This is a genomic window from Streptomyces showdoensis, from assembly GCF_039535475.1.
Classification (GTDB): domain Bacteria; phylum Actinomycetota; class Actinomycetes; order Streptomycetales; family Streptomycetaceae; genus Streptomyces; species Streptomyces showdoensis.
Window position 1 is genome coordinate 2123581 of sequence record NZ_BAAAXG010000026.1, and the last position, 24735, is coordinate 2148315.

Genomic DNA, 24735 nt, shown 5'->3' on the forward strand with positions numbered 1-24735 from the left:
CTACCCCGCCGACGTGCCCTTCAGCACGTCCTCCGTGCTCACGACCCGGGCGAACTGCCCGCCGTGCAGCGACACCGCCGTCGCCCGGGTCAGCTCCTCCGCCGTCTGCGTCCACCCGAACGGCCCGGCCAGGTCGAAGGTGTGCATCGCGTCCAGCGCGAACACCACGTCGAACCCCAGGTTGCCGCCCATCCGCGCGGTCGTCTCATTGCACATGTTCGTCTGGATCCCGACGACCACGATCTGCGCGACGTCCTCCCCGGTCAGCCAGACGTCCAGCGAGGGCTGCCCGTAGAACGCCGAGTTCACGTGCTTCGTCACCAGCAGCTCGCGCCCCCGCCCCTTCCCCCGCCGCTCCTCGACGAAGTCCTTGAAGGCGTTGCCCTCCGTCCCCGCCTTCAGCGGCGACCCGTCCCGCACCGAGTCGTGCCGCACGAACACGACCGGCCGCCCGGTCTCCTGCCACCGGTCGATCAGGGCCGCGATGTTCCCCTCCGCGTCCGGGTTGTCCCGCCGCCCCCAGAAACCCTCGTCCTCGAACCCCTTCTGTACGTCGATGACGACCAGCGCCGCGTTCTCTTCGATCTGCAAGCTCTCCATGCCCACGATCCTGGCCCACCCCCGTTCCCCGCCCCAGAGGGAGAAAAGCCAGCGATCGATGGTTAACTGCCAGGCATGCCGCCCACGTCGCCCGCGCAGCCCGCGTCGCCGCCCCAGCGCATCGCCCTCCTCGCCTTCCCCGGCATCCGGGCCTTCGACGTCTCCGTCATCACCGAGGTCTGGGGCACCGACCGCACCACCCGCGGCGTCCCGCCCTTCGCCCTCCACCGCGCCGCCGCCGACCCGGCCGCCCCCGTCCCCCTGCGCGGCGGCCTCACCCTCACCCCCGACCGCCCCCTCGACTGGCTGACCGGGCTCACCCCCGCCGACCTCGTCGTCGTCCCCGGCATCGAGGACCCGCACGCCGAACTCCCCGCCCCCGTCCTCGACGCCCTGCGCGCCGCCCACACCGGCGGCATCCCCGTCGCCGCCCTCTGCGCCGGGGCCTTCGTCCTCGCCCGGGCCGGCCTCCTCGACGGCCGCCGGGCCGTCACCCACTGGCAGCTCGCCCCCGAACTGGCCGCCCGCCACCCGGCCGTCCGGGTCGAACCCGAGGCCCTCTACGTCGAGGACACCGGCATCTGGACCTCGGCCGGCACCGCCGCCGGCATCGACCTCTGCCTCCACCTCGTCCGCACCGTCCACGGCGCCGAAGCCGCCGCGACCATCGCCCGCTCCATGGTCACCGCCCCCTTCCGCACCGGCACCCAGGCCCAGTTCATCGAGCACCCCACCCCGCGCGCCGACCGCGACGCCGACGCCCTCGCCGCCGTCCGGGCCCACGCCCTCGCCCACCTCGACCAGCCCCACACCGTCACGAGCCTCGCCGCCCGCGCCGGCATGTCCCCGCGCTCCTTCGCCCGCCACTTCCAGGCCACCACCGGCACCACCCCGCTCCACTGGCTCATCGGCCGCCGGGTGGCCGCCGCCCAGAAGCTCCTCGAACGCACCGACCACCCCCTCCCCGAGGTGGCCCGCCGCGCGGGCTTCGGCAGCGAGGTCACGATGCGCCAGCACTTCGCCTCGCACCTCGGCACCAGCCCGCGCGACTACCGCAACGCCTTCCGTCACACCGCCGGCAGCAGCCCGATCGCCCGGTAGGCCCGGTCCACCAGCGGCCGCGCCATCCCCCGCGCCCGCTCGGCCCCCGCCCGCAGCACCCCGTCGACGTACCCCGGATCCGCCGCCAGATCGGCATGCCGCTCCCGCACCGGCCGCAACAGCTCGACGACCGCCTCCGCCGTGTCCTTCTTCAGCGCGCCGTACGAGTCGTACCCGCCGGCCAGCGCGACCGGGTCCCCGCCCGTCGCCGCGGCCAGCAGATCGAGCAGATTGGCCACCCCCGGACCGGCCTCCCGGTCGTACACGACCTCCCGCCCGCTGTCCGTCACCGCCCGCATGACCTTCCGCCGCACCGTCTCCGCCTCGTCGAGCAGATAGACGATCCCGGCCCCGTTCTCGTGCGACTTCCCCATCTTCGACGTGGGGTCCTGCAGGTCCATGACCCGCGCCGCCACCTCCGGATGCGTCGCCCTCGGCACGGTGAACACCTGCCCGTACCGCTGGTTGAACCGCACCGCCAGGTCCCGGGTCAGCTCCACGTGCTGCGTCTGGTCCTCACCCACCGGCACCTCGTCCGTCCCGTAGGCCAGGATGTCCGCCGCCATCAGCACCGGATACGTCAGCAGGGACAGCCGCACCCCGTGCCCGGCCTCCCGGGCCAGCACGCTCTTCTCCTTGTACTGGATCATCCGCCGCAGCTCGCCGTCCGTGGCCGTGCACTCCATCAGGAACGACAGGCGCGCGTGCTCGTCCACATGGCTCTGTACGAAGAGGGTGCAGCGCTCGGGATCGAGCCCCGAGGCGAGCAGCAGCGTCGCCGCCTGCCGGCTGAGCCGCCGCACCCGCGCCGGGTCGTGCTCCACGGTCAGCGCGTGCAGGTCCACCACGCTGAACAGCGCGTCGGCCCGGTGCTGGTCCACCTCGACCCACCGCCGCACGGCCCCGAGGTAGTTGCCCAGCGTCAGATGCCCGGTCGGCTTGACCCCACTGAAGATCCGCGTCATCGCGTCCGTCTCCCTCTCTCCGGAACGCCGCCGACCCGTCGGCCGGGCTCCCGGAGGGGGATACGCGAACGGCCGCCGAGGCGGCGGCCGTTTGTCTGCATGCGTCAGGTCAGGGCCGCCGGGTCAGGCGGCCCACCACTGGGTGGTGTGCGCATGCGTCGTCATACCCAGAGGGTACGCCCGAGGACCGGGGTTGACACGGGATTACCCGGTCCGTAGTGTTCTCCGAGTTGTCCGACGTGAGCACCGACCCCGGTCGGCCCCGGACAGCCATTCCGCAAGAACCACATGAGCACCAGACGGTGTCGATTCGTCGACGCCGTCATTGCTTTCCGTGCGCTTTTGCGAAATGAGGAATCCGCGTTCGAAGGATTGAACGCGAGCCGCCCGATTGGCTTCGGGGGCAAGGAATCCGCTAAAGTCTCACTCGTCGGAACGGCCCAACAGCCGCGAAGACAACTCCCGCTGACTGGGAATCAGGCCCGAAAGGATCTGATAGAGTCGGAACCGCCGGAAGGGCCCGGAGCGAAAGCGAAAGGGACCGGAAAGCACCGAGGAAATCGGATCGGAAAGATCTGATAGAGTCGGAAACGCAAGAACGAAGGAAGCGCCCGGAGGAAAGCCCGAGAGGGTAAGTACAAAGGAAGCGTCCGCACCTTGAGAACTCAACAGCGTGCCAAAAATCAACGCCAGATTAGTTGATACCCCGTCCATCTTCGGATGGTCGAGGTTCCTTTGAAAAAGTCCACCCTCCGGGGTGGCACACAGCGAGGACGCTGTGGACAGCAGGCCATATTCCGGCTTGTCTGTCCCGCTCAACGCGAGTGTCTAGCCGGATTACCGGCAAACATTCACGGAGAGTTTGATCCTGGCTCAGGACGAACGCTGGCGGCGTGCTTAACACATGCAAGTCGAACGATGAAGCCCTTCGGGGTGGATTAGTGGCGAACGGGTGAGTAACACGTGGGCAATCTGCCCTTCACTCTGGGACAAGCCCTGGAAACGGGGTCTAATACCGGATACGACCTGCCGAGGCATCTCGGCGGGTGGAAAGCTCCGGCGGTGAAGGATGAGCCCGCGGCCTATCAGCTTGTTGGTGAGGTAACGGCTCACCAAGGCGACGACGGGTAGCCGGCCTGAGAGGGCGACCGGCCACACTGGGACTGAGACACGGCCCAGACTCCTACGGGAGGCAGCAGTGGGGAATATTGCACAATGGGCGAAAGCCTGATGCAGCGACGCCGCGTGAGGGATGACGGCCTTCGGGTTGTAAACCTCTTTCAGCAGGGAAGAAGCGAAAGTGACGGTACCTGCAGAAGAAGCGCCGGCTAACTACGTGCCAGCAGCCGCGGTAATACGTAGGGCGCAAGCGTTGTCCGGAATTATTGGGCGTAAAGAGCTCGTAGGCGGCTTGTCACGTCGGGTGTGAAAGCCCGGGGCTTAACCCCGGGTCTGCATCCGATACGGGCAGGCTAGAGTGTGGTAGGGGAGATCGGAATTCCTGGTGTAGCGGTGAAATGCGCAGATATCAGGAGGAACACCGGTGGCGAAGGCGGATCTCTGGGCCATTACTGACGCTGAGGAGCGAAAGCGTGGGGAGCGAACAGGATTAGATACCCTGGTAGTCCACGCCGTAAACGTTGGGAACTAGGTGTTGGCGACATTCCACGTCGTCGGTGCCGCAGCTAACGCATTAAGTTCCCCGCCTGGGGAGTACGGCCGCAAGGCTAAAACTCAAAGGAATTGACGGGGGCCCGCACAAGCAGCGGAGCATGTGGCTTAATTCGACGCAACGCGAAGAACCTTACCAAGGCTTGACATATACCGGAAAGCATTAGAGATAGTGCCCCCCCTTGTGGTCGGTATACAGGTGGTGCATGGCTGTCGTCAGCTCGTGTCGTGAGATGTTGGGTTAAGTCCCGCAACGAGCGCAACCCTTGTCCTGTGTTGCCAGCATGCCCTTCGGGGTGATGGGGACTCACAGGAGACCGCCGGGGTCAACTCGGAGGAAGGTGGGGACGACGTCAAGTCATCATGCCCCTTATGTCTTGGGCTGCACACGTGCTACAATGGCCGGTACAAAGAGCTGCGATGCCGCGAGGCGGAGCGAATCTCAAAAAGCCGGTCTCAGTTCGGATTGGGGTCTGCAACTCGACCCCATGAAGTCGGAGTTGCTAGTAATCGCAGATCAGCATTGCTGCGGTGAATACGTTCCCGGGCCTTGTACACACCGCCCGTCACGTCACGAAAGTCGGTAACACCCGAAGCCGGTGGCCCAACCCCTTGTGGGAGGGAGCTGTCGAAGGTGGGACTGGCGATTGGGACGAAGTCGTAACAAGGTAGCCGTACCGGAAGGTGCGGCTGGATCACCTCCTTTCTAAGGAGCACAGCACCGATTGCAGGCAAACGTTCTGCACGGTCAGCTCATGGGTGGAACGTTGATTAGTTGGCACGATCTTGAGGATCCTTCACCAGTACTGCTTCGGCGTGGAACGTGACGAGATTTCAACGGATCGTGCTTGGCACGTTGTTGGGTATCTGAGGGTACGGCCGGTTGGTCGAACCTTCGCGATGCCGGCCCCAGTGAACTTGATCCGTATGGGTCAGGGTGATGGGTGGCTGGTCGTTGCTTGAGAACTACACAGTGGACGCGAGCATCTGTGGCCAAGTTTTTAAGGGCGCACGGTGGATGCCTTGGCACCAGGAACCGATGAAGGACGTGGGAGGCCACGATAGTCCCCGGGGAGCCGTCAACCAGGCTTTGATCCGGGGGTTTCCGAATGGGGAAACCCGGCAGTCGTCATGGGCTGTCACCCATGCCTGAACACATAGGGCATGTGGAGGGAACGAGGGGAAGTGAAACATCTCAGTACCCTCAGGAAGAGAAAACAACCGTGATTCCGGGAGTAGTGGCGAGCGAAACCGGATGAGGCCAAACCGTATGCGTGTGAGACCCGGCAGGGGTTGCGCATGCGGGGTTGTGGGATCTCTTTTTCACAGTCTGCCGGCTGTGAGACGAGTCAGAAACCGTATGGATAGGCGAAGGACATGCGAAAGGTCCGGCGTAGAGGGTAAGACCCCCGTAGCTGAAATTCATGCGGCTCGTTTAAGAGACACCCAAGTAGCACGGGGCCCGAGAAATCCCGTGTGAATCTGGCGGGACCACCCGCTAAGCCTAAATATTCCCTGGTGACCGATAGCGGATAGTACCGTGAGGGAATGGTGAAAAGTACCGCGGGAGCGGAGTGAAATAGTACCTGAAACCGTGTGCCTACAAGCCGTGGGAGCGTCGGACATAGCTTGCTATGTCTCGTGACTGCGTGCCTTTTGAAGAATGAGCCTGCGAGTTTGCGGTGTGTTGCGAGGTTAACCCGTGTGGGGAAGCCGTAGCGAAAGCGAGTCCGAATAGGGCGGTTCAGTAGCACGCTCAAGACCCGAAGCGGAGTGATCTAGCCATGGGCAGGTTGAAGCGGAGGTAAGACTTCGTGGAGGACCGAACCCACCAGGGTTGAAAACCTGGGGGATGACCTGTGGTTAGGGGTGAAAGGCCAATCAAACTCCGTGATAGCTGGTTCTCCCCGAAATGCATTTAGGTGCAGCGTCGTGTGTTTCTTGCCGGAGGTAGAGCACTGGATAGGCGATGGGCCCTACCGGGTTACTGACCTTAGCCAAACTCCGAATGCCGGTAAGTGAGAGCACGGCAGTGAGACTGTGGGGGATAAGCTCCATGGTCGAGAGGGAAACAGCCCAGAGCATCGACTAAGGCCCCTAAGCGTACGCTAAGTGGGAAAGGATGTGGAGTCGCAGAGACAACCAGGAGGTTGGCTTAGAAGCAGCCACCCTTGAAAGAGTGCGTAATAGCTCACTGGTCAAGTGATTCCGCGCCGACAATGTAGCGGGGCTCAAGCGTACCGCCGAAGTCGTGTCATTGCAGCAATAAGCCCCAACGGGTGCTGTGATGGGTAGGGGAGCGTCGTGTGCCGGGTGAAGCAGCCGCGGAAGCGAGTTGTGGACGGTTCACGAGTGAGAATGCAGGCATGAGTAGCGATACACACGTGAGAAACGTGTGCGCCGATTGACTAAGGGTTCCTGGGTCAAGCTGATCTGCCCAGGGTAAGTCGGGACCTAAGGCGAGGCCGACAGGCGTAGTCGATGGACAACCGGTTGATATTCCGGTACCCGCTTTGAAACGCCCAATATCGAGCCCATTAATGCTAAGGCCGTGAAGCCGCCCCGGAGCCTTCGGGCAAAGGGGAGTGGTGGAGCCGCTGACCCAAGGTGGTAGTAGGTAAGCGATGGGGTGACGCAGGAAGGTAGTCCAGCCCGGGCGGTGGTTGTCCCGGGGTAAGGGTGTAGGCCGTGTGATAGGCAAATCCGTCACACATTAAGGCTGAGACCTGATGCCGAGCCGATTGTGGTGAAGTGGATGATCCTATGCTGTCGAGAAAAGCCTCTAGCGAGTTTCATGGCGGCCCGTACCCTAAACCGACTCAGGTGGTCAGGTAGAGAATACCGAGGCGTTCGGGTGAACTATGGTTAAGGAACTCGGCAAAATGCCCCCGTAACTTCGGGAGAAGGGGGGCCATCACTGGTGATCGGATTTACTCCGTGAGCTGGGGGTGGCCGCAGAGACCAGCGAGAAGCGACTGTTTACTAAAAACACAGGTCCGTGCGAAGCCGTAAGGCGATGTATACGGACTGACGCCTGCCCGGTGCTGGAACGTTAAGGGGACCGGTTAGCTCTGTTTCGACAGGGCGAAGCTGAGAACTTAAGCGCCAGTAAACGGCGGTGGTAACTATAACCATCCTAAGGTAGCGAAATTCCTTGTCGGGTAAGTTCCGACCTGCACGAATGGCGTAACGACTTCTCGACTGTCTCAACCATAGGCCCGGTGAAATTGCACTACGAGTAAAGATGCTCGTTTCGCGCAGCAGGACGGAAAGACCCCGGGACCTTTACTACAGTTTGATATTGGTGTTCGGTTCGGCTTGTGTAGGATAGGTGGGAGACTTTGAAGCCGTGACGCCAGTCATGGTGGAGTCGCCGTTGAAATACCACTCTGGTCGTGCTGGATGTCTAACCTCGGTCCGTGATCCGGATCAGGGACAGTGTCTGATGGGTAGTTTAACTGGGGCGGTTGCCTCCCAAAGGGTAACGGAGGCGCCCAAAGGTTCCCTCAGCCTGGTTGGCAATCAGGTGTTGAGTGTAAGTGCACAAGGGAGCTTGACTGTGAGACCGACGGGTCGAGCAGGGACGAAAGTCGGGACTAGTGATCCGGCGGTGGCTTGTGGAAGCGCCGTCGCTCAACGGATAAAAGGTACCCCGGGGATAACAGGCTGATCTTCCCCAAGAGTCCATATCGACGGGATGGTTTGGCACCTCGATGTCGGCTCGTCGCATCCTGGGGCTGGAGTCGGTCCCAAGGGTTGGGCTGTTCGCCCATTAAAGCGGTACGCGAGCTGGGTTTAGAACGTCGTGAGACAGTTCGGTCCCTATCCGCTGTGCGCGTAGGAATATTGAGAAGGGCTGTCCCTAGTACGAGAGGACCGGGACGGACGAACCTCTGGTGTGCCAGTTGTCCTGCCAAGGGCATGGCTGGTTGGCTACGTTCGGGAGGGATAACCGCTGAAAGCATCTAAGCGGGAAGCCTGCTTCGAGATGAGTATTCCCACCTCCTTGAGAGGGTAAGGCTCCCAGTAGACGACTGGGTTGATAGGTCGGATGTGGAAGCCCAGTAATGGGTGGAGCTGACCGGTACTAATAGGCCGAGGGCTTGTCCTCAGTTGCTCGCGTCCACTGTGTTAGTTCTGAAGTAACGAACTCGCCCCTCCTGTGGGGGTGCGGCTTGAGTTCAACTTCATAGTGTTTCGGTGGTCATAGCGTTAGGGAAACGCCCGGTTACATTCCGAACCCGGAAGCTAAGCCTTTCAGCGCCGATGGTACTGCAGGGGGGACCCTGTGGGAGAGTAGGACGCCGCCGAACAATCATTGTGGGAAAGCCCCGCACCTTATGGTGCGGGGCTTTTCTGCGTTTAGGGTGATCTCCATGGGCTATGACCTGATCATCTTCGACAACGACGGGGTGCTCGTGGACAGCGAGCCGATCTCCAACACCATCCTGGCCGGCTACCTCACGGAGCTCGGTCACCCCACCTCGTACGAGGAGTCGATCCGCGACTACATGGGGTCGGCCATGCACCGCATCCACGAGCTCGTCGAGGAGCGGTCCGGGCAGCGGCTGCCCGCGGAGTTCGACCGGGTCTTCCACCAGCGCGTGTTCGACGGGTTCCAGCGGGAGTTGGAGCCCGTCGCCGGGGCCGCCGAGGTGCTCAAGCGGCTCGCCGACGCGGGCGTGCCGTACTGCGTGGCGTCGTCCGGGAGCCACGAGCGGATCCGGGTCGGGCACCGGAAGACCGGGCTCGACGTCTGGTTCCGCGACGGGACCGTCTTCAGCTCCGAGGACGTCGGGCGGGGCAAGCCCTCCCCGGACCTCTTCCTCCACGCCGCCGAGCGCATGGGTGTGGCCCCCGAGCGGTGCGCGGTGGTCGAGGACAGCGCGCTCGGGGTCCAGGCCGCGGTGGCCGCCGGGATGGACGTCTACGGGTACACCGCGATGACGCCGCGGGAGCGGCTGGTGGGGGCCACGGGGTACTTCGGGGCGATGGACGAGCTGCCGGCGACATTGGGCATGTGATCCATCTACCGCTGAGTAGGTCCCGGCCCTACGCTGTGCCGCCATGACAGATGCGCGTTTGCGGCGTGGGCGGGGATCCCTGGCGGTCGGCTTCTTCGTGCAGGGGGTCACCTTCGCCCTGCTCGTGACCCGAATACCGGCGATCCAGGACCGGTACGGGATCTCCGACGGGCTGCTGCCCCTCTTCCTGGCGGCCGTTCCGGTGCTCGCCGGGGTGTCCAGCGTGCTCACGGAGAAGGTGGTGGCCCGGGTCGGGCCGGCCATGGTCCTGCGCTGGGCCCAGCCGGTGGTGCTGCTGGCGCTGCTCGGCGTGGGGGCCGGCTCCGAGCTGTGGCAGGCGGCGGTCGCCCTCGGGGTGTTCGGGCTGTCGGTAGGGGCCCTGGACGCCTCCATGAACATGCTGGGGGTGAGCCTCCAGCGGGCGTACGGGCGGAGCATCATGCTCGGCTTCCACGCCGCGTACAGCCTCGGCGGCATCGCGGGGGCCTCGCTCGCCTGGGCGGGGGCGCACTGGCACCTGTCGCTGTTCGTGTCCTACCTGCCGGTGGTGGCCGTGCTGCTGCCGGTGGTGCTGGTCGGGAGCCGCTGGTATGTGGCCGGGGAGCCGGCCGCCGCGGACGGCGAGGAGGGCGCGCAGGCGGCCGCCGGGGGCGGTGGCGTGGTGTTCCGGATGCTGCTGCCCCTGTGCCTGGTGATGACCTTCGCGTACATCGGGGACTCGACGGTCTCCAACTGGTCGGCGAAGTACCTCCAGGACGTGCTCGGCTCCTCGGAGGAGCTGGCGACCGTGCCGTACAACGCGTACATGGTGACGACGCTGCTCGGGCGGGCCGTGGGGGACTTCGGGGTGCGGCGGTTCGGTGCGGTGCTCGTCGTGCGGTGCGGGGCGGTGCTGGGGGCGCTGGGCTTCGCCGTGGTGGCGGTGGCGCCGGGGCCGTGGGCGGGCATGGCCGGGTTCACGGTGCTGGGGCTCGGGCTGAGCGTGATCGTGCCGCAGACCTTCGCGGCGGCGGGGCGGATGTTCCCGGCGGCGAGCGACGCGGCGGTGGCGCGGCTGAACGTCTTCAACTACGTGGGCTTCCTGGTCGGCTCGCCGCTGGTGGGCGCGCTGGGCGACGCGTGGAGCTATCGCGGGGCGATGGTGGTGCCGATGGTGCTGGTCCTGGTGACGGTGGTGTACGCCACGTCGTTCGGCTCGGAGAAGGCCCGATACGGTGGCTCGCATGAGCGGCCGCGCACTGTTGATGTGGGATGAAGCTGTCACCGGGTACGACTTCGGGCCCGAGCACCCGATGGACCCGGTGCGGCTGGCACTGACCATGGGGTTGGTGCGGGCGTACGGCCTGGACCGGGCCGTGGACGTGGTGGCGGCGAAGCCGGCCGGGGAGTCGACGCTGCGGCTCGTGCACCGCGAGGACTACGTCGCCGCGGTGCGGGCGGCGTCGGCGGATCCGAGGGCGGCCGACCAGGCGTACGGGCTGGGGACGGTGGACGATCCGGCGTTCGCGGGCATGCACGAGGTGTCGGCGCTGATCGCCGGGCAGTCGGTGGCCGCGGCGGAGGCGGTGTGGCGCGGGGAGGCGGCGCACGCGGTGAACTTCGCGGGCGGTCTGCACCACGCGATGCCCGGGGCGGCCTCGGGGTTCTGCATCTACAACGACGCCTCGCTGGCGATCGCCCGGCTGCTCGAACTGGGCGCGGAGCGGGTCGCGTACGTGGATGTGGACGTGCATCACGGCGACGGGGTGCAGGCGGCGTTCTGGGACGATCCGCGGGTCCTGACGATCTCCCTGCACGAGCATCCGCGGACGCTGTTCCCGCAGACGGGCTGGCCGGAGGAGACGGGCGCGTCCGGTGCGGCTGAGGGCGGGGCGGTGAATCTGGCGCTGCCCGCGGGGACCGGGGACGCGGGCTGGCTGCGGGCCTTCCACGCGGTGGTGCCGGAGCTGATCGCCGATTTCCGGCCGCAGGTGCTGGTGACGCAGCACGGGGCGGACACGCACTTCGAGGATCCGCTGGCGCACCTGGCGGTGTCGCTGGACGCGCAGCGGGCGGTGCAGGAGGCCTGCCACGAGCTGGCGCACGCTCATGTGGACGGGGGCCGGTGGGTGGCGCTCGGCGGGGGTGGTTACGCGGTGGTGGACGTCGTACCGCGGTCGTGGACGCATCTGGTGGGGATCGCGGCGCACGCTCCGGTGGAGCCGGAGTCGGTGATCCCGTCCTCGTGGCGGGACGAGGTGTACGCGCGGACCCGGCAGTTGGGGCCGGCGCGGATGACGGACGGCCGGTGGCCGGTGGACCTGCGGGACTGGGCGGCGGGTTACGACCCGGCGGACCGGCTGGACCAGGCGATCCTGGCGACCCGCAGGGCGGTGTTCCCGCTGCGCGGGCTGTTGGTCTGAGCCTGGCCTGGACCTGGCCTGAACAGGTCGCGCACAGGTGCGTGGCTGTTACGCCGACTGTGCGGTGTGCGGGGGGTTTTCGCTCTTTGGCAGGAGCGTTCCGGCAGCATCGGGAGGGTGTTGAGTACCGGGGCGCTGCGGGCGCATCTGTTGGCGGCGGGGTTGGCGGGGACGGTGGCGACGCCGCGGGAGACGAGCCTGCGCAGCTACCGGCTCTTCGCGGCGCGCGATCCTCGGGTGACCTTGGGGATCGATCCGCTGTGCGGGTGGGGCGAGGCCGAGCTGCTGCGGCTGATGGCGGACCGGTGCGGGGTGTCGGGGGATCCGGCGCACCGTTCGGGGCCGGACGTGATCGATCCGGAGCGGACGCTGGGGGGCCTGGAGGCGTTCGCGGCGCGCCTGGGGGAGGCGGCGGGGCGGCGGGCTCCGGTGCTGTTCGGTACCGGGCATCCGCACCGACTGCTCGGTTTCTACGCCACGCTCGCAGACGCTTTGTCGGCGGCGGGATGTCTTGTTCTCACCCCAGCGCAGGGGAGATGTGTCGACATAACGACCCGGTTCGGCGTACGTACGTACCTCGTGGACTACGTACGGGGTGTCGCGCTGGTGCGAGAACGGGACCTGTCCGCCGCAGGGCGTGAGACCGGGGCGCACACCCACTCGCCGCTGCCGGTTAGGGCCGTCCTGGAAGGCGCGGTCGAGGGTGGCTGGCCGCTGCCGGAGCTGGTGGTGGGGGATCACGGCTGGGTCTGCGGGGCAGGTCAGCTGGGTATCGAGGCCATCGGTCTCGCCGATACGGATGATCCCGCGCTGTTCGTCGGGGAGGCCGAGGGGCAGGTGTCCGTGGCCGTTCCGCTTGATGACGCGGTGCGCTCGGACTACTACCGTCCACTCACTCGCTATGTACTCAATCGAGCGTGTCTGTCACGGTAAACGGCCAGTGGTAGCTCCTCTTCCCCACTCGTACCACCCGCCCCTAGTCTGGGCGTGAGCGCTCAGCGACGAAGAGTCACCGGAGGGGAAGCCGGTGTGCGTCGTGTGCGGAAGGTACAGGTGGGTCATGGCTGCTGGCGACAGGCCTCTCAACGAGGTGAAGTTTCTGACCGTGGCGGAGGTCGCCTCGGTGATGCGCGTCTCGAAGATGACCGTGTACCGCTTGGTGCACAGCGGTCATCTGCCGGCGATCCGGGTGGGGAGGTCTTTCCGGGTGCCGGAACAGGCGGTTCACGAGTACCTCAGGGAGTCCTTCGTGGGGGTGGCGACCGCGTAGCGAGCGCGCGGCCGGAGCCCGGTTCCGCCCTCGGATTACGAGCGGGTCGTTCGGGGCGGTAGGCTAGCCCCTCGTAGGTCGTGTGGGCCCAGACGCCCCGCACCGATCCCCGCTGGCGCGGGGATGTTCCGAGTAGTGAGCGAGGGTAGTCGTGGGCTCTGTTATCAAGAAGCGGCGTAAGCGGATGGCTAAGAAGAAGCACCGCAAGCTGCTCAAGCGCACCCGTGTTCAGCGTCGCAACAAGAAGTAAGCGACCGCTGTAACGACGGCGTTTCGCGTCGGCGTGGCCCCCCACCGGTTTTCCGGTGGGGGGCCACGCTTTTATTGCGCCGAAATGTGGAGGCGCTACGGTGGCGGTCAGCGGAACACCGATGGAAGACCGACGGAAGGCGCTCCTCTTGGGCAAGGTCGTGCTCGTCACCGGTGCGGCCCGGCACCTCGGCGCCCGTTTCGTACGGCGCGTCCAGCGGGACCCGGAGGTCGGGCGGGTGATCGCCGTCGACGCGGTCGACTCCCCGCATCCCCTCGGCGGTGCCGAGTTCGTCCGCGCGGACATCCGGCAGCCCGCGATCGCCAAGGTGCTGGCCCAGCACGACGTGGACACGGTCGTCCACATGGACGTCACCGGGACGGCGCTCGGCTCCGGCGGCCGGACGTCGGTCAAGGAGACCAACGTCATCGGCACCATGCAGCTGCTCGGCGCCTGCCAGAAGTCGCCGCGGGTCAAGCGGCTCGTGGTGAAGTCCAGCACCAGCGTGTACGGGGCCGCGCCCCGCGACCCGGCGGTGTTCACCGAGACGACGCCGGCGAAGTCCCTGCCGAGCGGGGGCTTCGCCAAGGACGCGGTCGAGGTCGAGGGGTACGTACGGGGCTTCGCCCGGCGCCGCCCGGACGTCGCGGTGTGCGTGCTGCGGTTCGCGAACATCCTCGGGCCGCGGGTGGACTCCCCGCTGGCCGAGTACCTGGACCTGCCGGTCCTGCCGACCGTCCTGGGCTACGACCCGCGGCTGCAGTTCGTCCACGAGGACGACGTCATGGACGTCCTGGAGCTCGCGGCGCGCGAGCCGCGCCGGGCCACCCTCAACAGCGGCACGTTCAACGTGGCCGGCGACGGGGTGCTGTTGCTCTCCCAGTGCGCGCGGCGGCTCGGCCGGCCGACCGTGCCGGTGCTGCTGCCGGCGGTCACCTGGGTCGGGCAGGCGCTGCGCACGGTCGGCATCACCGACTTCTCGCCGGAGCAGATCCGGCTGCTCACCCACGGCCGGGTGGTCTCCACCGTGCAGATGCGCGAGACGCTCGGCTTCACTCCCCAGTACTCGACGGCGGAGGCCTTCGCGGACTTCGCCGCCGCCCGGGGGCCCGGCCTGCTGCCGCCGGAGCTGCTCGCGGGGGCCGTGGACCGGCTCGCCGGGCGGCTCGCCCCCACCTCGACCTCCCAGCCCGCGGAATAGGAGCCCAGATCGCGATGGCGGACGCCAAGGTCATTCCGTTCGACGACGACCGGTCGCGGGCCCGCCGCAGGCCCCCCGCCCGCAGCGGCGGCGAGGCGGCCGTACGGGCCCTGCCGGCGCAGCAGCCCCCGTCCGGGGCCGCGGAGCCCGCCGTCGGGTCCGGGGGCGGCTGGGAGCGGCGGCTGGCGGGCGGCCTGGCGTTCCTGCGGCGGCGGGTGACCGGGGAGTACGAGGTCGACGAGTTCGGCTACGACCAGGAGCTCACCGACCAGGTCCTGATGTCGCTGCTGCGCCCGGTGTACGAGAAGTACTTCCGGGTGGAGGTGAAGGGCGTCGAGAACATCCCGAAGGACGGCGGGGCCCTGGTGGTGTCCAACCACTCCGGGACGCTGCCGCTGGACGGCCTGATGATGCAGGTGGCGGTCCACGACCACCACCCGGCCGGGCGGCATCTGCGGCTGCTCGCCGCGGACCTGGTGTTCATGCTGCCGGTGGTGAACGAGCTGGCCCGCAAGGCCGGGCACACGCTGGCCTGTGCGGAGGACGCGGAGCGGCTGTTGCGGGCCGGGGAGATCGTCGGCGTGATGCCGGAGGGCTTCAAGGGGATCGGGAAGCCGTTCTCCGAGCGGTACAAGCTGCAGCGCTTCGGGCGGGGCGGCTTCGTGTCGACGGCGCTGCGGGCGGGCGTGCCGATCGTGCCGTGCTCGATCGTGGGCGCCGAGGAGATATACCCGATGGTCGGCAACGCCAAGACGCTGGCGCGGGTGCTCGGCCTGCCGTACTTCCCGCTGACCCCGACCTTCCCCTGGCTGGGGCCGGTGGGGGCGCTGCCGCTGCCGACGAAGTGGACCATCCAGTTCGGCGAGCCGATCCCGACGGACGGATATCCGTTGGAGGCGGCGGAGGACCCGATGCTGATGTTCAACCTGACCGACCAGGTGCGGGAGCAGATCCAGCACACGCTGTACAAGCTGCTGGTGCAGCGGAGGTCGGTGTTCTTCTGAGCCGTGGGTACGAGGACGGGGGCGCCACCCGGACCGGGTGGCGCCCCCGTCTCCGTACCGCCGGGGCTACTTCACGTCCTCGCTGTCGATGCCGAGGCCGGGCAGCAGGCCCGGGAGGATCGGCGGGATCGTGACGTCCGGGGGGCGGGGCGTGGCGTCGCCGGACGGGGTGGTGCTCTGACCGCCCTGGGGCGGGTTGAGCAGGCCGCCCGTGTTGCCGCCGAGGAGGCCGTCGTCCTTGGGCGCGCCGGTGCCGGTGCTGGAGCCCGAGGGGTGGGGCTGGGTGGCGTCGCCCGCGGTGGAGGGCGTGGCGGGTGTGGTCCGCGGGTGCTGGGGGTCGGCCGGCTGGGTGTGTCGCGGCGTGCTCGGGCCGCCGGAACCGATGGCCCCCGCGCTCGGGGGTGCGCGGGAGGACGGACTGGAGCGGTTCGACCTCTTCGTCTATGGCGTCGAAGACGTCGTTGACCTGGTTGCCCACGTCGGCCAGCTGGACGGGGAGCCGGTCGCGCAGTCCGTCCCAGGTGGCGCGGTGGGACTGGGCGAAGGAGTTCAGCCGGGCCATCGGGCCGATCTCGCCGTCCCGCTCGTAGGCCTGGCGGAGCAGCCGGTGCCCTTCGGAGGCGTCGTGCTCCATGCCGCTCAGCACCCGGCGGATCTCGCCGAGCGACTCGTGGTCGAGGTCGCCGGCGCGGCCCCGCTCCATGAGTCTGCGGGCCTCGCTCAGGCGGGTGGAGGCCTGGTCGAGGTAGATCCCGCCGCGGTCTGCGTCGTCGTCGGCCATCCCCAGCTTGATGTCCTCCATGCCGCGCTTCAGCCCGTACAGGGAGTCACCGGGGAGGGCGTCGGAGCTGGCGGCGGCCACTCCGCTGAAGGCTCCCGCGGCGACACCGACGGTGAGCCCGCCGGCCGCGAGGCCCTTGGTCCAGCGGGAACGTGGGCGCAGCTTCCGGAGCGGGGAGGCCCGGTGGGCCCCCTTGCCGCCGGCCGTCCGCTGCTCGGGCACGGTAGGGCCCGCGGACGCGCTCCCTTCCGCGAACATCGCCTCCATGGCGGCGACGAGCTGGGCCCGCTGCACCACCTTGACCTCGGGGTCCATCTCCGGCTTCGGCAGCTCGCCGAGGCCGTTCGCCAGGGCCAAAAGCCGTCCCTGCTCGGCCGGTTCGGCCGTAGCTTCGGACTGCTCGGCCGCCGCGCCCTCGGACGTCCGGTCCTGCAGGGCCTGGGCGAAGGCGTTCGCCCGCCGGTGCGCCGATACGTTCGCGATCACTGGCGGCACCTCCTCTCGTCATGACGGTCGACTCCCCGAGGGGTTCGGGAGGTTGCACGCCTTGAGCGCATCCACACGAAAGAGTGAGTGGAAGCGGACACGGCGTGACCACAGGGAGTCTGCATTTCGCACAACGAGCGGCGCGGCACTTGGGTTACGCGCGAAAGATGATCGGACCAGTGCGTCATCGATGTGTCACCGACTGTGAGTTGGTCTCGGGTAGTGGGGACGTGGGGGGAGGGGTTCCGCCGGGGCGGCGCTGCGCGTGTGGGGGGCGCGCAGCGCTCAGCGGGCGTCTTCCGGGAGGAGCCGGGCCAGGGTGCGGACGGCCCGGTACTGGAGGGTCTTGATGGCGCCCTCGTTCTTGCCCATGACCCGGGCGGTCTCGGCGACCGACAGCCCCTGGAGGAAGCGCAGGGTCACGCACTCCTGCTGCTGGGGGTTGAGGCGGCGGACCGCGTCCAGCAGGGCGGCGTTGGAGAGCGACTCGAGGACCGAGTCCTCCGGGCTGCGCTCCACCTCGTTGGCGTCGAGCATCTCGCCGGTGGTCACCTCGAGGCGGAACCGGCTCGACTTGAAGTGGTCGGCGACGAGGTTGCGGGCGATGGTCACGAGCCAGGCGCCGAAGTCGCGGCCCTGCCAGGTGAAGGTGGAGATCCGGCGCAGGGCGCGCAGGAACGTCTCGCTGGTGAGGTCCTCCGCCGTCGCCTTGCCGCCGACGCGGTAGTAGATGTAGCGGTAGACGGTGTCGCTGTACTGGTCGTACAGCCGTCCGAAGGCGTCGGCCTCGCCGGCCTGGGCGCGTTCGACCAGGTCCATCATGCGGGCGCTGTCGCTGTCGGCGGTGGGCCGGCGGGCGGCGGTCGAGGTTCCGGCGCCGCCCCGGGTGCCGCGTCTGCCGACAGCGGCACCGCTCTCGGCCAGGGCATAGCAGGGACCGACGGGTGCCGGTCCGGCGAAGGCGGGTGCGAGGCCGGCGTACGCGGTGGGGACGAAGCCGCGCAAGTGGTCGAGGACCGTTGCGCGCAGCGTAGCCAGGCCCGAGGCGTCAACCCCGACGTGTGGGTACACGGGACTCCCAGAGGCAGAGCTTCCATCACGTGCAGTGCGGGACCGTTCACTCGTCGTGGCGACGTGTGGGGTCCCTTGTGCGTCTGAGGAGAATAACGCTTCGTACAGGCAGCGCTACACCCAGTTGCTCAAATCATCGATTCCGACGCATCCGTTACTGCTTACAGGCGGAACAAGTCGCACTTCGTGACCGGTTGTTGATCGGATTACTTCCGAGTGTGACCGGGGGCAGGTTGGGTTGTGCTCAAGTACGGGGCGCGGGAGTGAGCGGGGCCGCTGCCGGGTAGGGGCCGGGGAATGGCCGGGGGTCGGCACGCGCGTGGGTGTTCGACCACGTACGGGTGAGCCTGGTTGGTCCGGGGTTGTCCCGGATGATCGCAGCCGAAACGTATCCGCAGGGCGCGACGCGCCGGGGGAGCGATCTTCGGCGGGGTCTCGGCCTCAGCGACGGCGGCGGTGCAGGGCGAGCGCGGCGGCCGTGCCGCCCGCGAGGGCGCCGACGCCCGCGGCGGCCGGGATGCCGACCTTGGCGGCCTTGCGGCCGGTCCGGTAGTCCCGCAGCCGCCAGTCGCGCTCCCGGGCGTGCTTGCGCAGCTTGGTGTCCGGGTTCACCGCGTAGGGGTGCCCGACCAGCGAGAGCATCGGGATGTCGTTGTGCGAGTCGCTGTACGCGGCGCAGCGCGCGAGGTCCAGCCCCTCGGCGGCGGCCAGGGCGCGCACGGCCTCGGCCTTGGCCGGCCCGTGCAGGAGCTCGCCGACCAGGCGGCCGGTGTAGACGCCGTCGACCGACTCGGCGACCGTGCCGAGCGCGCCGGTGAGGCCCAGGCGGCGGGCGATGATCGTGGCGGTCTCGACGGGGGCGGCGGTGACCAGCCAGACCTTCTGGCCGGCGTCCAGGTGCGCCTGGGCGAGCGCCCGGGTGCCGGGCCAGATGCGGTCGGCCATGTACTCGTCGTAGATCTCCTCGCCGATCGACATCAGCTCGGAGACGCGGTGGCCCTTGACGATGGACAGGGCGCTGTCGCGGGCCTCCTGCATGTGCTCGGGGTCCTCGACGCCGGCCAGCCGGAACCACACCTGGGCCCAGGCGAACCGGGCCAGTTCGCGGCGCTGGAAGAATTTCCGCTTGTACAGGCCGCGGCCGAAGTGGAAGATCGCGGCGCCCTGCATCACGGTGTTGTCGAGGTCGAAGAAGGCGGCGGCCTCGGTGTCGCCGGCGACCGGGAACTCCGGTTCGGCGGGCGCGGTTTCCGTCGCGGCCCCGTCCCGCAGCTCCTCTTCTCTCTCCCGTTCGAGCTGCTGCGAGGTCTTGCGGGCCGCCTCGGCGGCGGCCTCGCCTGCCAGGACGCTGCGCGCGGTGGCGGAGCGCCTACGGGGGGTGAGCCATCCCAGAGCGGCCATGCCGTTGAGCATAGCCAGTCTGTTCGGTACTTCCCGACTTGTGAGGATGCCGTGGTGTGAACACTCGGCGCCGCGCGTGTTACCCGGGCCGTGCGGGCCGCGCAGAATGGACGCCATGTTCGGACGTACGAAGAAGAAGGCCGGTCCGCGCACGGTGACGCTGATCGGGAAGCCCGGGTGTCATCTGTGCGACGACGCCAGGGCGGTGGTCGAGGCCGTCTGCGCCGAGACGGGGGCACTCTGGGAGGAGAAGGACATCTCCCAGGACGAGGAGCTGTACCGGGCGTACTGGGAGCAGATCCCCGTGGTCCTGGTCGACGGCGAACAGCACACGTTCTGGCGGGTGGACGCGGGGCGGCTTCGGCGCGAACTGGGTGCGTGACCGAAAGACGGTTACCATCATGGACGTTTTGTTGGGTTTCGGGGGCGGCGCGGTGAGGAGAGTGTTCCGTTTTGCCCCCTTCGGGTTCTCAACGCTCTGACGGCGTCCGCGGTTCCGTACCGTCGCGAACCGGCCGCGTGACCCCGGTCACTTTGGCCAGACAAAACGGACACCATCTTTGTGCACGCGTTCACAAAGACATAGCCTGCATTCGACGGGGCGGTCCTGGGACACACGGCCGCCTGCAGCCCCGCTCATCCCGCAGGAGCACCGTGGCAACTGGCCGAACTCACCGACCGGCGACCCGTAGCCGAGGAATTCCCGAGGCCACCGTCGCCCGCCTTCCGCTGTATCTGCGTGCCCTCACGGCGCTGTCGGAGCGGTCCGTACCCACGGTCTCCTCCGAAGAGCTCGCGGCCGCCGCGGGGGTCAACTCCGCGAAGCTGCGCAAGGACTTCAGCTACCTCGGCTCGTACGGGACGCGCGGTGTCGGCTACGACGTCGAGTACCTCGTCTACCAGATCTCCCGCGAGCTCGGCCTGACCCAGGACTGGCCGGTCGTCATCGTCGGCATCGGTAACCTCGGCGCCGCGCTCGCCGGCTACGGCGGCTTCGCCTCCCGTGGCTTCCGGGTCGCCGCGCTGATCGACGCCGATCCCGCCATGACCGGCAAGCCGGTCGCCGGGATCCCCGTCCAGCACACCGACGACCTGGAGAAGATCGTCAGTGAGGACGGCGTCTCCATCGGCGTCATCGCGACCCCGGCCGGGGTCGCCCAGGTGGTCTGCGACCGGCTCGTGGCCGCCGGGGTCACCTCCATCCTGAACTTCGCCCCGACCGTGCTGTCCGTGCCCGACGGCGTGGACGTGCGCAAGGTCGACCTCTCCATCGAGCTGCAGATCCTCGCCTTCCACGAGCAGCGCAAGGCCGGCGAGGAGCCGGGCGCCGAGGCCCCGGAGGCCCCCGGCGCCGCCGCCGTCCCGTCGGCCGGCCGCGGCGCGGACGAGGGCGAGCGCAAGGGACCTGACGGGGACATGCCCGCCGTGATGCCGGCATGAGCCTCCTCGTCGTCGGTCTCAGCCACCGCAGCGCCCCCGTCAGCGTCCTGGAGCGGGCCTCCCTCTCCGCCGACGCGCGCGCCAAGCTGCTGCACGACACCCTCGCCGCCGAACCGGCCGCCGAGGGCGCCGTCCTGGCCACCTGCAACCGCATCGAGCTCTACGCCGACGTGGACAAGTTCCACGCCGGTGTCGCCGAGCTGTCCACGCTGCTCGCCCAGCACAGCGGCGTCGGCCTCGAAGAGCTCACCCCCTATCTCTACGTGCACTACGAGGACCGGGCCGTCCACCACCTCTTCTCGGTGGCCTGCGGCCTGGACTCCATGGTCGTCGGCGAGGGCCAGATCCTCGGCCAGATCAAGGACGCCCTCGCGGTCGGCCAGGACCTGCACACCGCGGGCCGCCTCCTGAACGACCTCTTCCAGCAGGCGCTGCGGGTCGGCAAGCGGGCCCACAGCGAGACCGGCATCGACCGGGCCGGACAGTCGCTCGTCACCTTCGGGCTCCAGCAGCTCGCCGGGGTCGCCGAGGCCGACGGGACCGCCGCCTGGGCCGGGGGCAAGCGCGCCCTGGTCATCGGCGCGGGCTCGATGTCCTCGCTGGCCGCCGCCACCCTCGCGCGGGCCGGCGTCGCCGAGATCGTCATCGCCAACCGCACGGCCGCCCGCGCCGACCGGCTCGTGGAGATCCTCACCGAGCCCGGGGGTACGGGCGTGGCCGCGCGCGCGGTCGAAATGGTTGCCGTCGGCGACGAACTGACACGTGCCGACATCGTCGTCTCCTGCACCGGGGCCACCGGACTCGTCCTCACCGGCGACGAGATCGAGGCCGCGCTCCACGGCCGCACCGAGCCCCTCCACCTGCTCGACCTCGCCATGCCCCGCGACATCGACGCCGCCGCCCACCGCATGCCGGGCGTCCGCCTCGTCGACATCGAGTCCCTGGCCGAGGCCTCCGCCGACGCGCCCATGGCCGGCGACGTCGACCAGGTGCGCACCATCGTGTCCGACGAGGTCGCCGCCTTCGGCGCCGCCCAGCGCGCCGCGCACATCACGCCGACCGTGGTCGCCCTGCGCGCCATGGCCGCCGACGTGGTCGCCGGCGAGGTCGCCCGCCTCGAAGGACGGCTGCCCGGCCTCGACGAGAAGCAGCGCGCCGAGATCACCCAGACCGTGCGCCGCGTGGTCGACAAGCTCCTGCACGCGCCGACCGTGCGCGTCAAGCAGCTCGCCAGCGAGCCCGGCGGCGCCGGGTACGCCGACGCACTGCGGACACTCTTCGACCTCGACCCGGAGACGGTTGCCTCTGTCAGCCGGGCCGACCTGAACGACGGCGACGTCAAGAACCGAGGGCGAGTATGACCGAGAGGGCACTGAGGCTCGGGACCAGGCGCAGCAAGCTCGCCATGGCCCAGTCCGGACATGTGGCCGACGCCGTCCGGCAGGTGACCGGCCGGCCCGTCGAGCTCGTGGAGATCACGACCTACGGGGACACCTCCCGCGAGCACCTCGCGCAGATCGGCGGCACCGGTGTGTTCGTCGCCGCCCTGCGCGACGCGCTGCTCGCCGGCGAGGTCGACTTCGCCGTGCACTCCCTCAAGGACCTGCCGACCGCCCAGCACCCCGACCTGGTGCTGGCCGCGATCCCGGAGCGCGAGGACCCGCGCGACGTCCTCGTCGCCGGTCCCGGGGTCACGCTCGACCGGCTGCCCGCGGGCGCCCGGGTCGGCACCGGCTCCCCGCGCCGCATGGCCCAGCTCAACGCGTACGCGCGCAGCCACGGCCTGACCATCGAGACCGTACCGATCCGGGGCAACATCGACACCCGCGTCGGCTATGTACGCAGCGGAGAACTGGACGCGGTGGTACTCGCCGCGGCCGGACTCAACCGCATCGGCGGGACCGAGGAGCTCACCGGCTCCCTGTCGCTCGACCACCTGTCGGTCGACTCGGTCCTGCCCGCCCCCGGTCAGGGGGCCCTGGCCGTCGAGTGCCCGGCGTCGAACGCCGCTCTCGTCGCCGCGCTCGCCGAGCTCGACGACCCGTTCACCCGGGCCGCCGTGACCGCCGAGCGATCCCTGCTCGCCGCCCTGGAGGCCGGCTGCTCCGCACCCGTGGGTGCGCTGGCCGACCTGCTGGCCGACGACCCCGGTCACGGGCAGGTTGTCACCGAAATGCGCCTGCGCGGCGTCGTCGGCACCACCGACGGTTCCACGCTGGTGCAGCTGTCCACCACCGGTCCCGTACCCACCTCGCACGACGAGGCGGTGGCTCTCGGACGCGAACTCGCGGACGAGATGCTCGCCAAGGGTGCGGCCGGTCTTATGGGGGAGCGAGCACTTTGAGCCCCACCAGCCCGACCACCAGCCCCGCGTCCGCCGCCGTCTTCGGCCACGGTCACGTCACCTTCCTCGGCGCAGGCCCGGGCGACCCCGGGCTCCTGACGCTCAGGGCCGTCGAAGCCCTGGCCGGCGCGGACGTCCTGATCGCCGAGCCGGAGGTGCTCGAAGTCGTTCGCGGCCATGCGCGCGCGGGCGTGAGCACGCCTGAGCTGACGGTTGTTGACGACGCGTCAACAACCGTCGGGATCCCCGTGTTGAGGGATGCGACCAATCTTGTCATGGAGGCCGCACGGGGCGGCAAGCGGGTCGTCCGTGCGGTGACCGGCGACCCCGGCCTCGACGGAAACGCAGGTCAGGAGATGCTCGCCTGCGCCAACGAGGGCATCGCCTTCGAGGTCGTGCCCGGTGTCGCCACCGCCGTCGGCGTGCCCGCGTACGCCGGCGTCCCGCTGCGCGACGCCCAGGGCACCGACGTCCGCTTCGTCGACGCCCGGACCGCCGACGACCGCTGCTGGGCCGAGGTCGGAGCCTCCGACGGCACCGTCGTCGTCTCCACCACCCTCGACGCGGTGGCCGCGGCCGCCGGTGAACTGGTGTCGGCGGGCCGTAAGCCCGACACCCCGCTCACCGTCACCATCGCCGGCACCACCACCCGCCAGCGCACCTGGAACGCGACCCTCGGCACCATCGCCCAGGTCTTCAAGCAGGGCAAGGTGCTCCCCTCGCCCGAGGGCCACCGGCCGGCGATAGCCGTGGTCGGCGAGCGCAGCGCCGCCGCGCAGCGCGACCAGCTGTCCTGGTTCGAGTCCAAGCCGCTCTTCGGCTGGCGGGTGCTCGTGCCGCGGACCAAGGAGCAGGCCGCGTCGCTCTCCGACCAGCTGCGTTCCTACGGCGCGGTGCCGCACGAGGTGCCGACCATCGCCGTCGAGCCGCCGCGCACCCCACAGCAGATGGAGCGGGCGGTCAAGGGCCTGGTCACCGGCCGCTACGAGTGGATCGCCTTCACCTCGGTCAACGCCGTCAAGGCCGTCCGGGAGAAGTTCGAGGAGTACGGGCTCGACGCCCGCGCCTTCGCCGGCATCAAGGTCGCCGCCGTCGGCGAGCAGACCGCGGCCGCCCTGGTCGACTTCGGCGTCAAGCCGGACCTGGTGCCCTCGGGCGAGCAGTCGGCCGCCGGCCTCCTGGAGGACTGGCCGCCGTACGACCCGGTCTTCGACCCGATCGACCGCGTCTTCCTGCCGCGCGCCGACATCGCGACCGAGACCCTCGTCGCCGGGCTCATCGAGCTCGGCTGGGAGGTCGACGACGTCACCGCGTACCGGACCGTACGGGCCTCGCCGCCGCCGGCGGACACCCGCGAGGCGATCAAGGGCGGCGGCTTCGACGCCGTGCTCTTCACCTCCTCGTCGACCGTGCGGAACCTGGTCGGCATCGCCGGCAAGCCGCACAACGTCACGGTCATCGCCTGCATCGGGCCCGCGACGGCCAAGACGGCGGAGGAGCACGGCCTGCGGGTCGACGTCCTGTCGCCCGAACCCTCCGTCCACAAGCTCGCCGAGGCCCTCGCCGACTTCGGCCTGCGCCGCCGGGCGGCGGCCCTGGAGGCCGGGGACCCGGTGACGCGGCCCAGCGAGCGGCGCCCCGGCGCGCGCCGTCGCCGGACGACCTGACCCGACGCCGACGTGAGCCGGCAGCGGTGAAAAGGGGCGCGGATCCTTCCCGGGATC

19 protein-coding genes, 3 rRNA genes and 1 pseudogene are annotated in these 24735 nt (G+C 68.8%); 17 read left to right on the forward strand and 6 right to left on the reverse strand.

Annotation, left to right across the window (positions count from 1 at the left end; genetic code table 11):
• On the reverse strand, nucleotides 1-591 hold the full coding sequence (locus ABD981_RS22710) for a cysteine hydrolase family protein (protein WP_345530468.1): 591 nt from the start codon (nucleotides 589-591) through the stop codon (nucleotides 1-3).
• Nucleotides 592-675: 84 nt separating this feature from the next.
• Between ABD981_RS22710 and ABD981_RS22715 the strand changes: the two genes are divergently transcribed.
• Nucleotides 676-1701, forward strand: a complete 1026-nt coding sequence (locus ABD981_RS22715) for a GlxA family transcriptional regulator (protein WP_345530371.1) — start codon at nucleotides 676-678, stop codon at nucleotides 1699-1701.
• On the opposite strand, the gene trpS is transcribed toward ABD981_RS22715, so the two are convergent.
• Nucleotides 1668-2666, reverse strand: a complete 999-nt coding sequence (gene trpS, locus ABD981_RS22720) for a tryptophan--tRNA ligase (protein ID WP_345530372.1) — start codon at nucleotides 2664-2666, stop codon at nucleotides 1668-1670. The genes ABD981_RS22715 and trpS overlap by 34 nt on opposite strands.
• Nucleotides 2667-3089: 423 nt before the next feature.
• Entirely contained in the window at nucleotides 3090-3485 is a 396-nt protein-coding gene (locus ABD981_RS22725; RefSeq protein ID WP_345530373.1) for a hypothetical protein, read from the reverse strand.
• Nucleotides 3486-3516: 31 nt separating this feature from the next.
• On the opposite strand from ABD981_RS22725, the gene ABD981_RS22730 reads away from it, so the two are divergent.
• The 11 genes from ABD981_RS22730 to ABD981_RS22780 all read left to right on the forward strand — a co-directional run bounded on the left by ABD981_RS22730 (nucleotide 3517) and on the right by ABD981_RS22780 (nucleotide 15488).
• A 16S ribosomal RNA gene (locus ABD981_RS22730) occupies nucleotides 3517-5043 on the forward strand.
• A 285-nt stretch (nucleotides 5044-5328) separates the two neighbouring features.
• Nucleotides 5329-8448: ribosomal RNA gene (locus tag ABD981_RS22735) — 23S ribosomal RNA — on the forward strand.
• Nucleotides 8449-8533: 85 nt separating this feature from the next.
• Nucleotides 8534-8650: ribosomal RNA gene (gene rrf, locus ABD981_RS22740) — 5S ribosomal RNA — on the forward strand.
• Together the 16S, 23S and 5S rRNA genes form the textbook arrangement of a ribosomal RNA operon.
• Nucleotides 8651-8713: 63 nt before the next feature.
• On the forward strand, nucleotides 8714-9361 hold the full coding sequence (locus tag ABD981_RS22745) for an HAD family hydrolase (RefSeq protein WP_046910023.1): 648 nt from the start codon (nucleotides 8714-8716) through the stop codon (nucleotides 9359-9361).
• A 43-nt stretch (nucleotides 9362-9404) separates the two neighbouring features.
• Nucleotides 9405-10616, forward strand: a complete 1212-nt coding sequence (locus ABD981_RS22750; RefSeq protein ID WP_046910006.1) for an MFS transporter — start codon at nucleotides 9405-9407, stop codon at nucleotides 10614-10616.
• A complete protein-coding gene (locus ABD981_RS22755) occupies nucleotides 10585-11763 on the forward strand; it encodes an acetoin utilization protein AcuC (RefSeq protein ID WP_046910005.1) in 1179 nt (392 codons plus the stop codon). Before ABD981_RS22750 ends, ABD981_RS22755 begins: the two co-directional genes overlap by 32 nt.
• 117 nt (nucleotides 11764-11880) lie before the next feature.
• Nucleotides 11881-12696: a phosphatase gene (locus ABD981_RS22760; RefSeq protein ID WP_046910022.1), complete on the forward strand. Its 816-nt coding sequence runs from the start codon at nucleotides 11881-11883 to the stop codon at nucleotides 12694-12696.
• Between the two features lie 127 nt (nucleotides 12697-12823).
• Entirely contained in the window at nucleotides 12824-13033 is a 210-nt protein-coding gene (locus ABD981_RS22765) for a helix-turn-helix domain-containing protein (protein ID WP_046910004.1), read from the forward strand.
• A 151-nt stretch (nucleotides 13034-13184) separates the two neighbouring features.
• Nucleotides 13185-13283: a 30S ribosomal protein bS22 gene (locus tag ABD981_RS22770; RefSeq protein ID WP_003948845.1), complete on the forward strand. Its 99-nt coding sequence runs from the start codon at nucleotides 13185-13187 to the stop codon at nucleotides 13281-13283.
• A gap of 148 nt (nucleotides 13284-13431) precedes the next feature.
• Nucleotides 13432-14484, forward strand: a complete 1053-nt coding sequence (locus tag ABD981_RS22775; protein WP_046910021.1) for an NAD-dependent epimerase/dehydratase family protein — start codon at nucleotides 13432-13434, stop codon at nucleotides 14482-14484.
• A gap of 14 nt (nucleotides 14485-14498) precedes the next feature.
• On the forward strand, nucleotides 14499-15488 hold the full coding sequence (locus ABD981_RS22780) for a lysophospholipid acyltransferase family protein (protein WP_046910003.1): 990 nt from the start codon (nucleotides 14499-14501) through the stop codon (nucleotides 15486-15488).
• Nucleotides 15489-15554: 66 nt separating this feature from the next.
• Here the strand turns inward: ABD981_RS22780 and ABD981_RS22785 are convergent.
• The 3 genes and pseudogenes from ABD981_RS22785 to ABD981_RS22795 all read right to left on the reverse strand — a co-directional run bounded on the left by ABD981_RS22785 (nucleotide 15555) and on the right by ABD981_RS22795 (nucleotide 19227).
• Nucleotides 15555-16755: pseudogene (locus ABD981_RS22785) on the reverse strand (DUF5667 domain-containing protein).
• Between the two features lie 285 nt (nucleotides 16756-17040).
• The gene (locus tag ABD981_RS22790) at nucleotides 17041-17826 is read right to left on the reverse strand and encodes an ECF subfamily RNA polymerase sigma factor, BldN family (protein WP_046910001.1); all 786 of its coding nucleotides are present in this window, start codon (nucleotides 17824-17826) and stop codon (nucleotides 17041-17043) included.
• 441 nt (nucleotides 17827-18267) lie between these two features.
• Nucleotides 18268-19227, reverse strand: coding sequence for an HAD family hydrolase (locus ABD981_RS22795; RefSeq protein WP_046910020.1), 960 nt, complete (start codon nucleotides 19225-19227; stop codon nucleotides 18268-18270).
• Between the two features lie 106 nt (nucleotides 19228-19333).
• Here ABD981_RS22795 and ABD981_RS22800 point away from each other — a divergent pair, with 106 nt between their 5' ends.
• The 5 genes from ABD981_RS22800 to ABD981_RS22820 all read left to right on the forward strand — a co-directional run bounded on the left by ABD981_RS22800 (nucleotide 19334) and on the right by ABD981_RS22820 (nucleotide 24678).
• Nucleotides 19334-19609 carry a glutaredoxin family protein gene (locus ABD981_RS22800; protein ID WP_046910000.1) on the forward strand — a complete coding sequence of 92 codons (276 nt, stop codon included), beginning with the start codon at nucleotides 19334-19336 and terminating at the stop codon, nucleotides 19607-19609.
• Nucleotides 19610-19881: 272 nt separating this feature from the next.
• The gene (locus ABD981_RS22805) at nucleotides 19882-20667 is read left to right on the forward strand and encodes a redox-sensing transcriptional repressor Rex (RefSeq protein WP_046909999.1); all 786 of its coding nucleotides are present in this window, start codon (nucleotides 19882-19884) and stop codon (nucleotides 20665-20667) included.
• Entirely contained in the window at nucleotides 20664-22028 is a 1365-nt protein-coding gene (locus ABD981_RS22810) for a glutamyl-tRNA reductase (protein ID WP_046909998.1), read from the forward strand. The genes ABD981_RS22805 and ABD981_RS22810 overlap by 4 nt, the downstream gene beginning before the upstream one ends.
• Entirely contained in the window at nucleotides 22025-23011 is a 987-nt protein-coding gene (hemC, locus tag ABD981_RS22815) for a hydroxymethylbilane synthase (RefSeq protein WP_046909997.1), read from the forward strand. Before ABD981_RS22810 ends, hemC begins: the two co-directional genes overlap by 4 nt.
• Nucleotides 23008-24678 carry a bifunctional uroporphyrinogen-III C-methyltransferase/uroporphyrinogen-III synthase gene (locus ABD981_RS22820; RefSeq protein WP_046909996.1) on the forward strand — a complete coding sequence of 557 codons (1671 nt, stop codon included), beginning with the start codon at nucleotides 23008-23010 and terminating at the stop codon, nucleotides 24676-24678. The genes hemC and ABD981_RS22820 overlap by 4 nt, the downstream gene beginning before the upstream one ends.
• Nucleotides 24679-24735 lie beyond the last annotated feature (57 nt).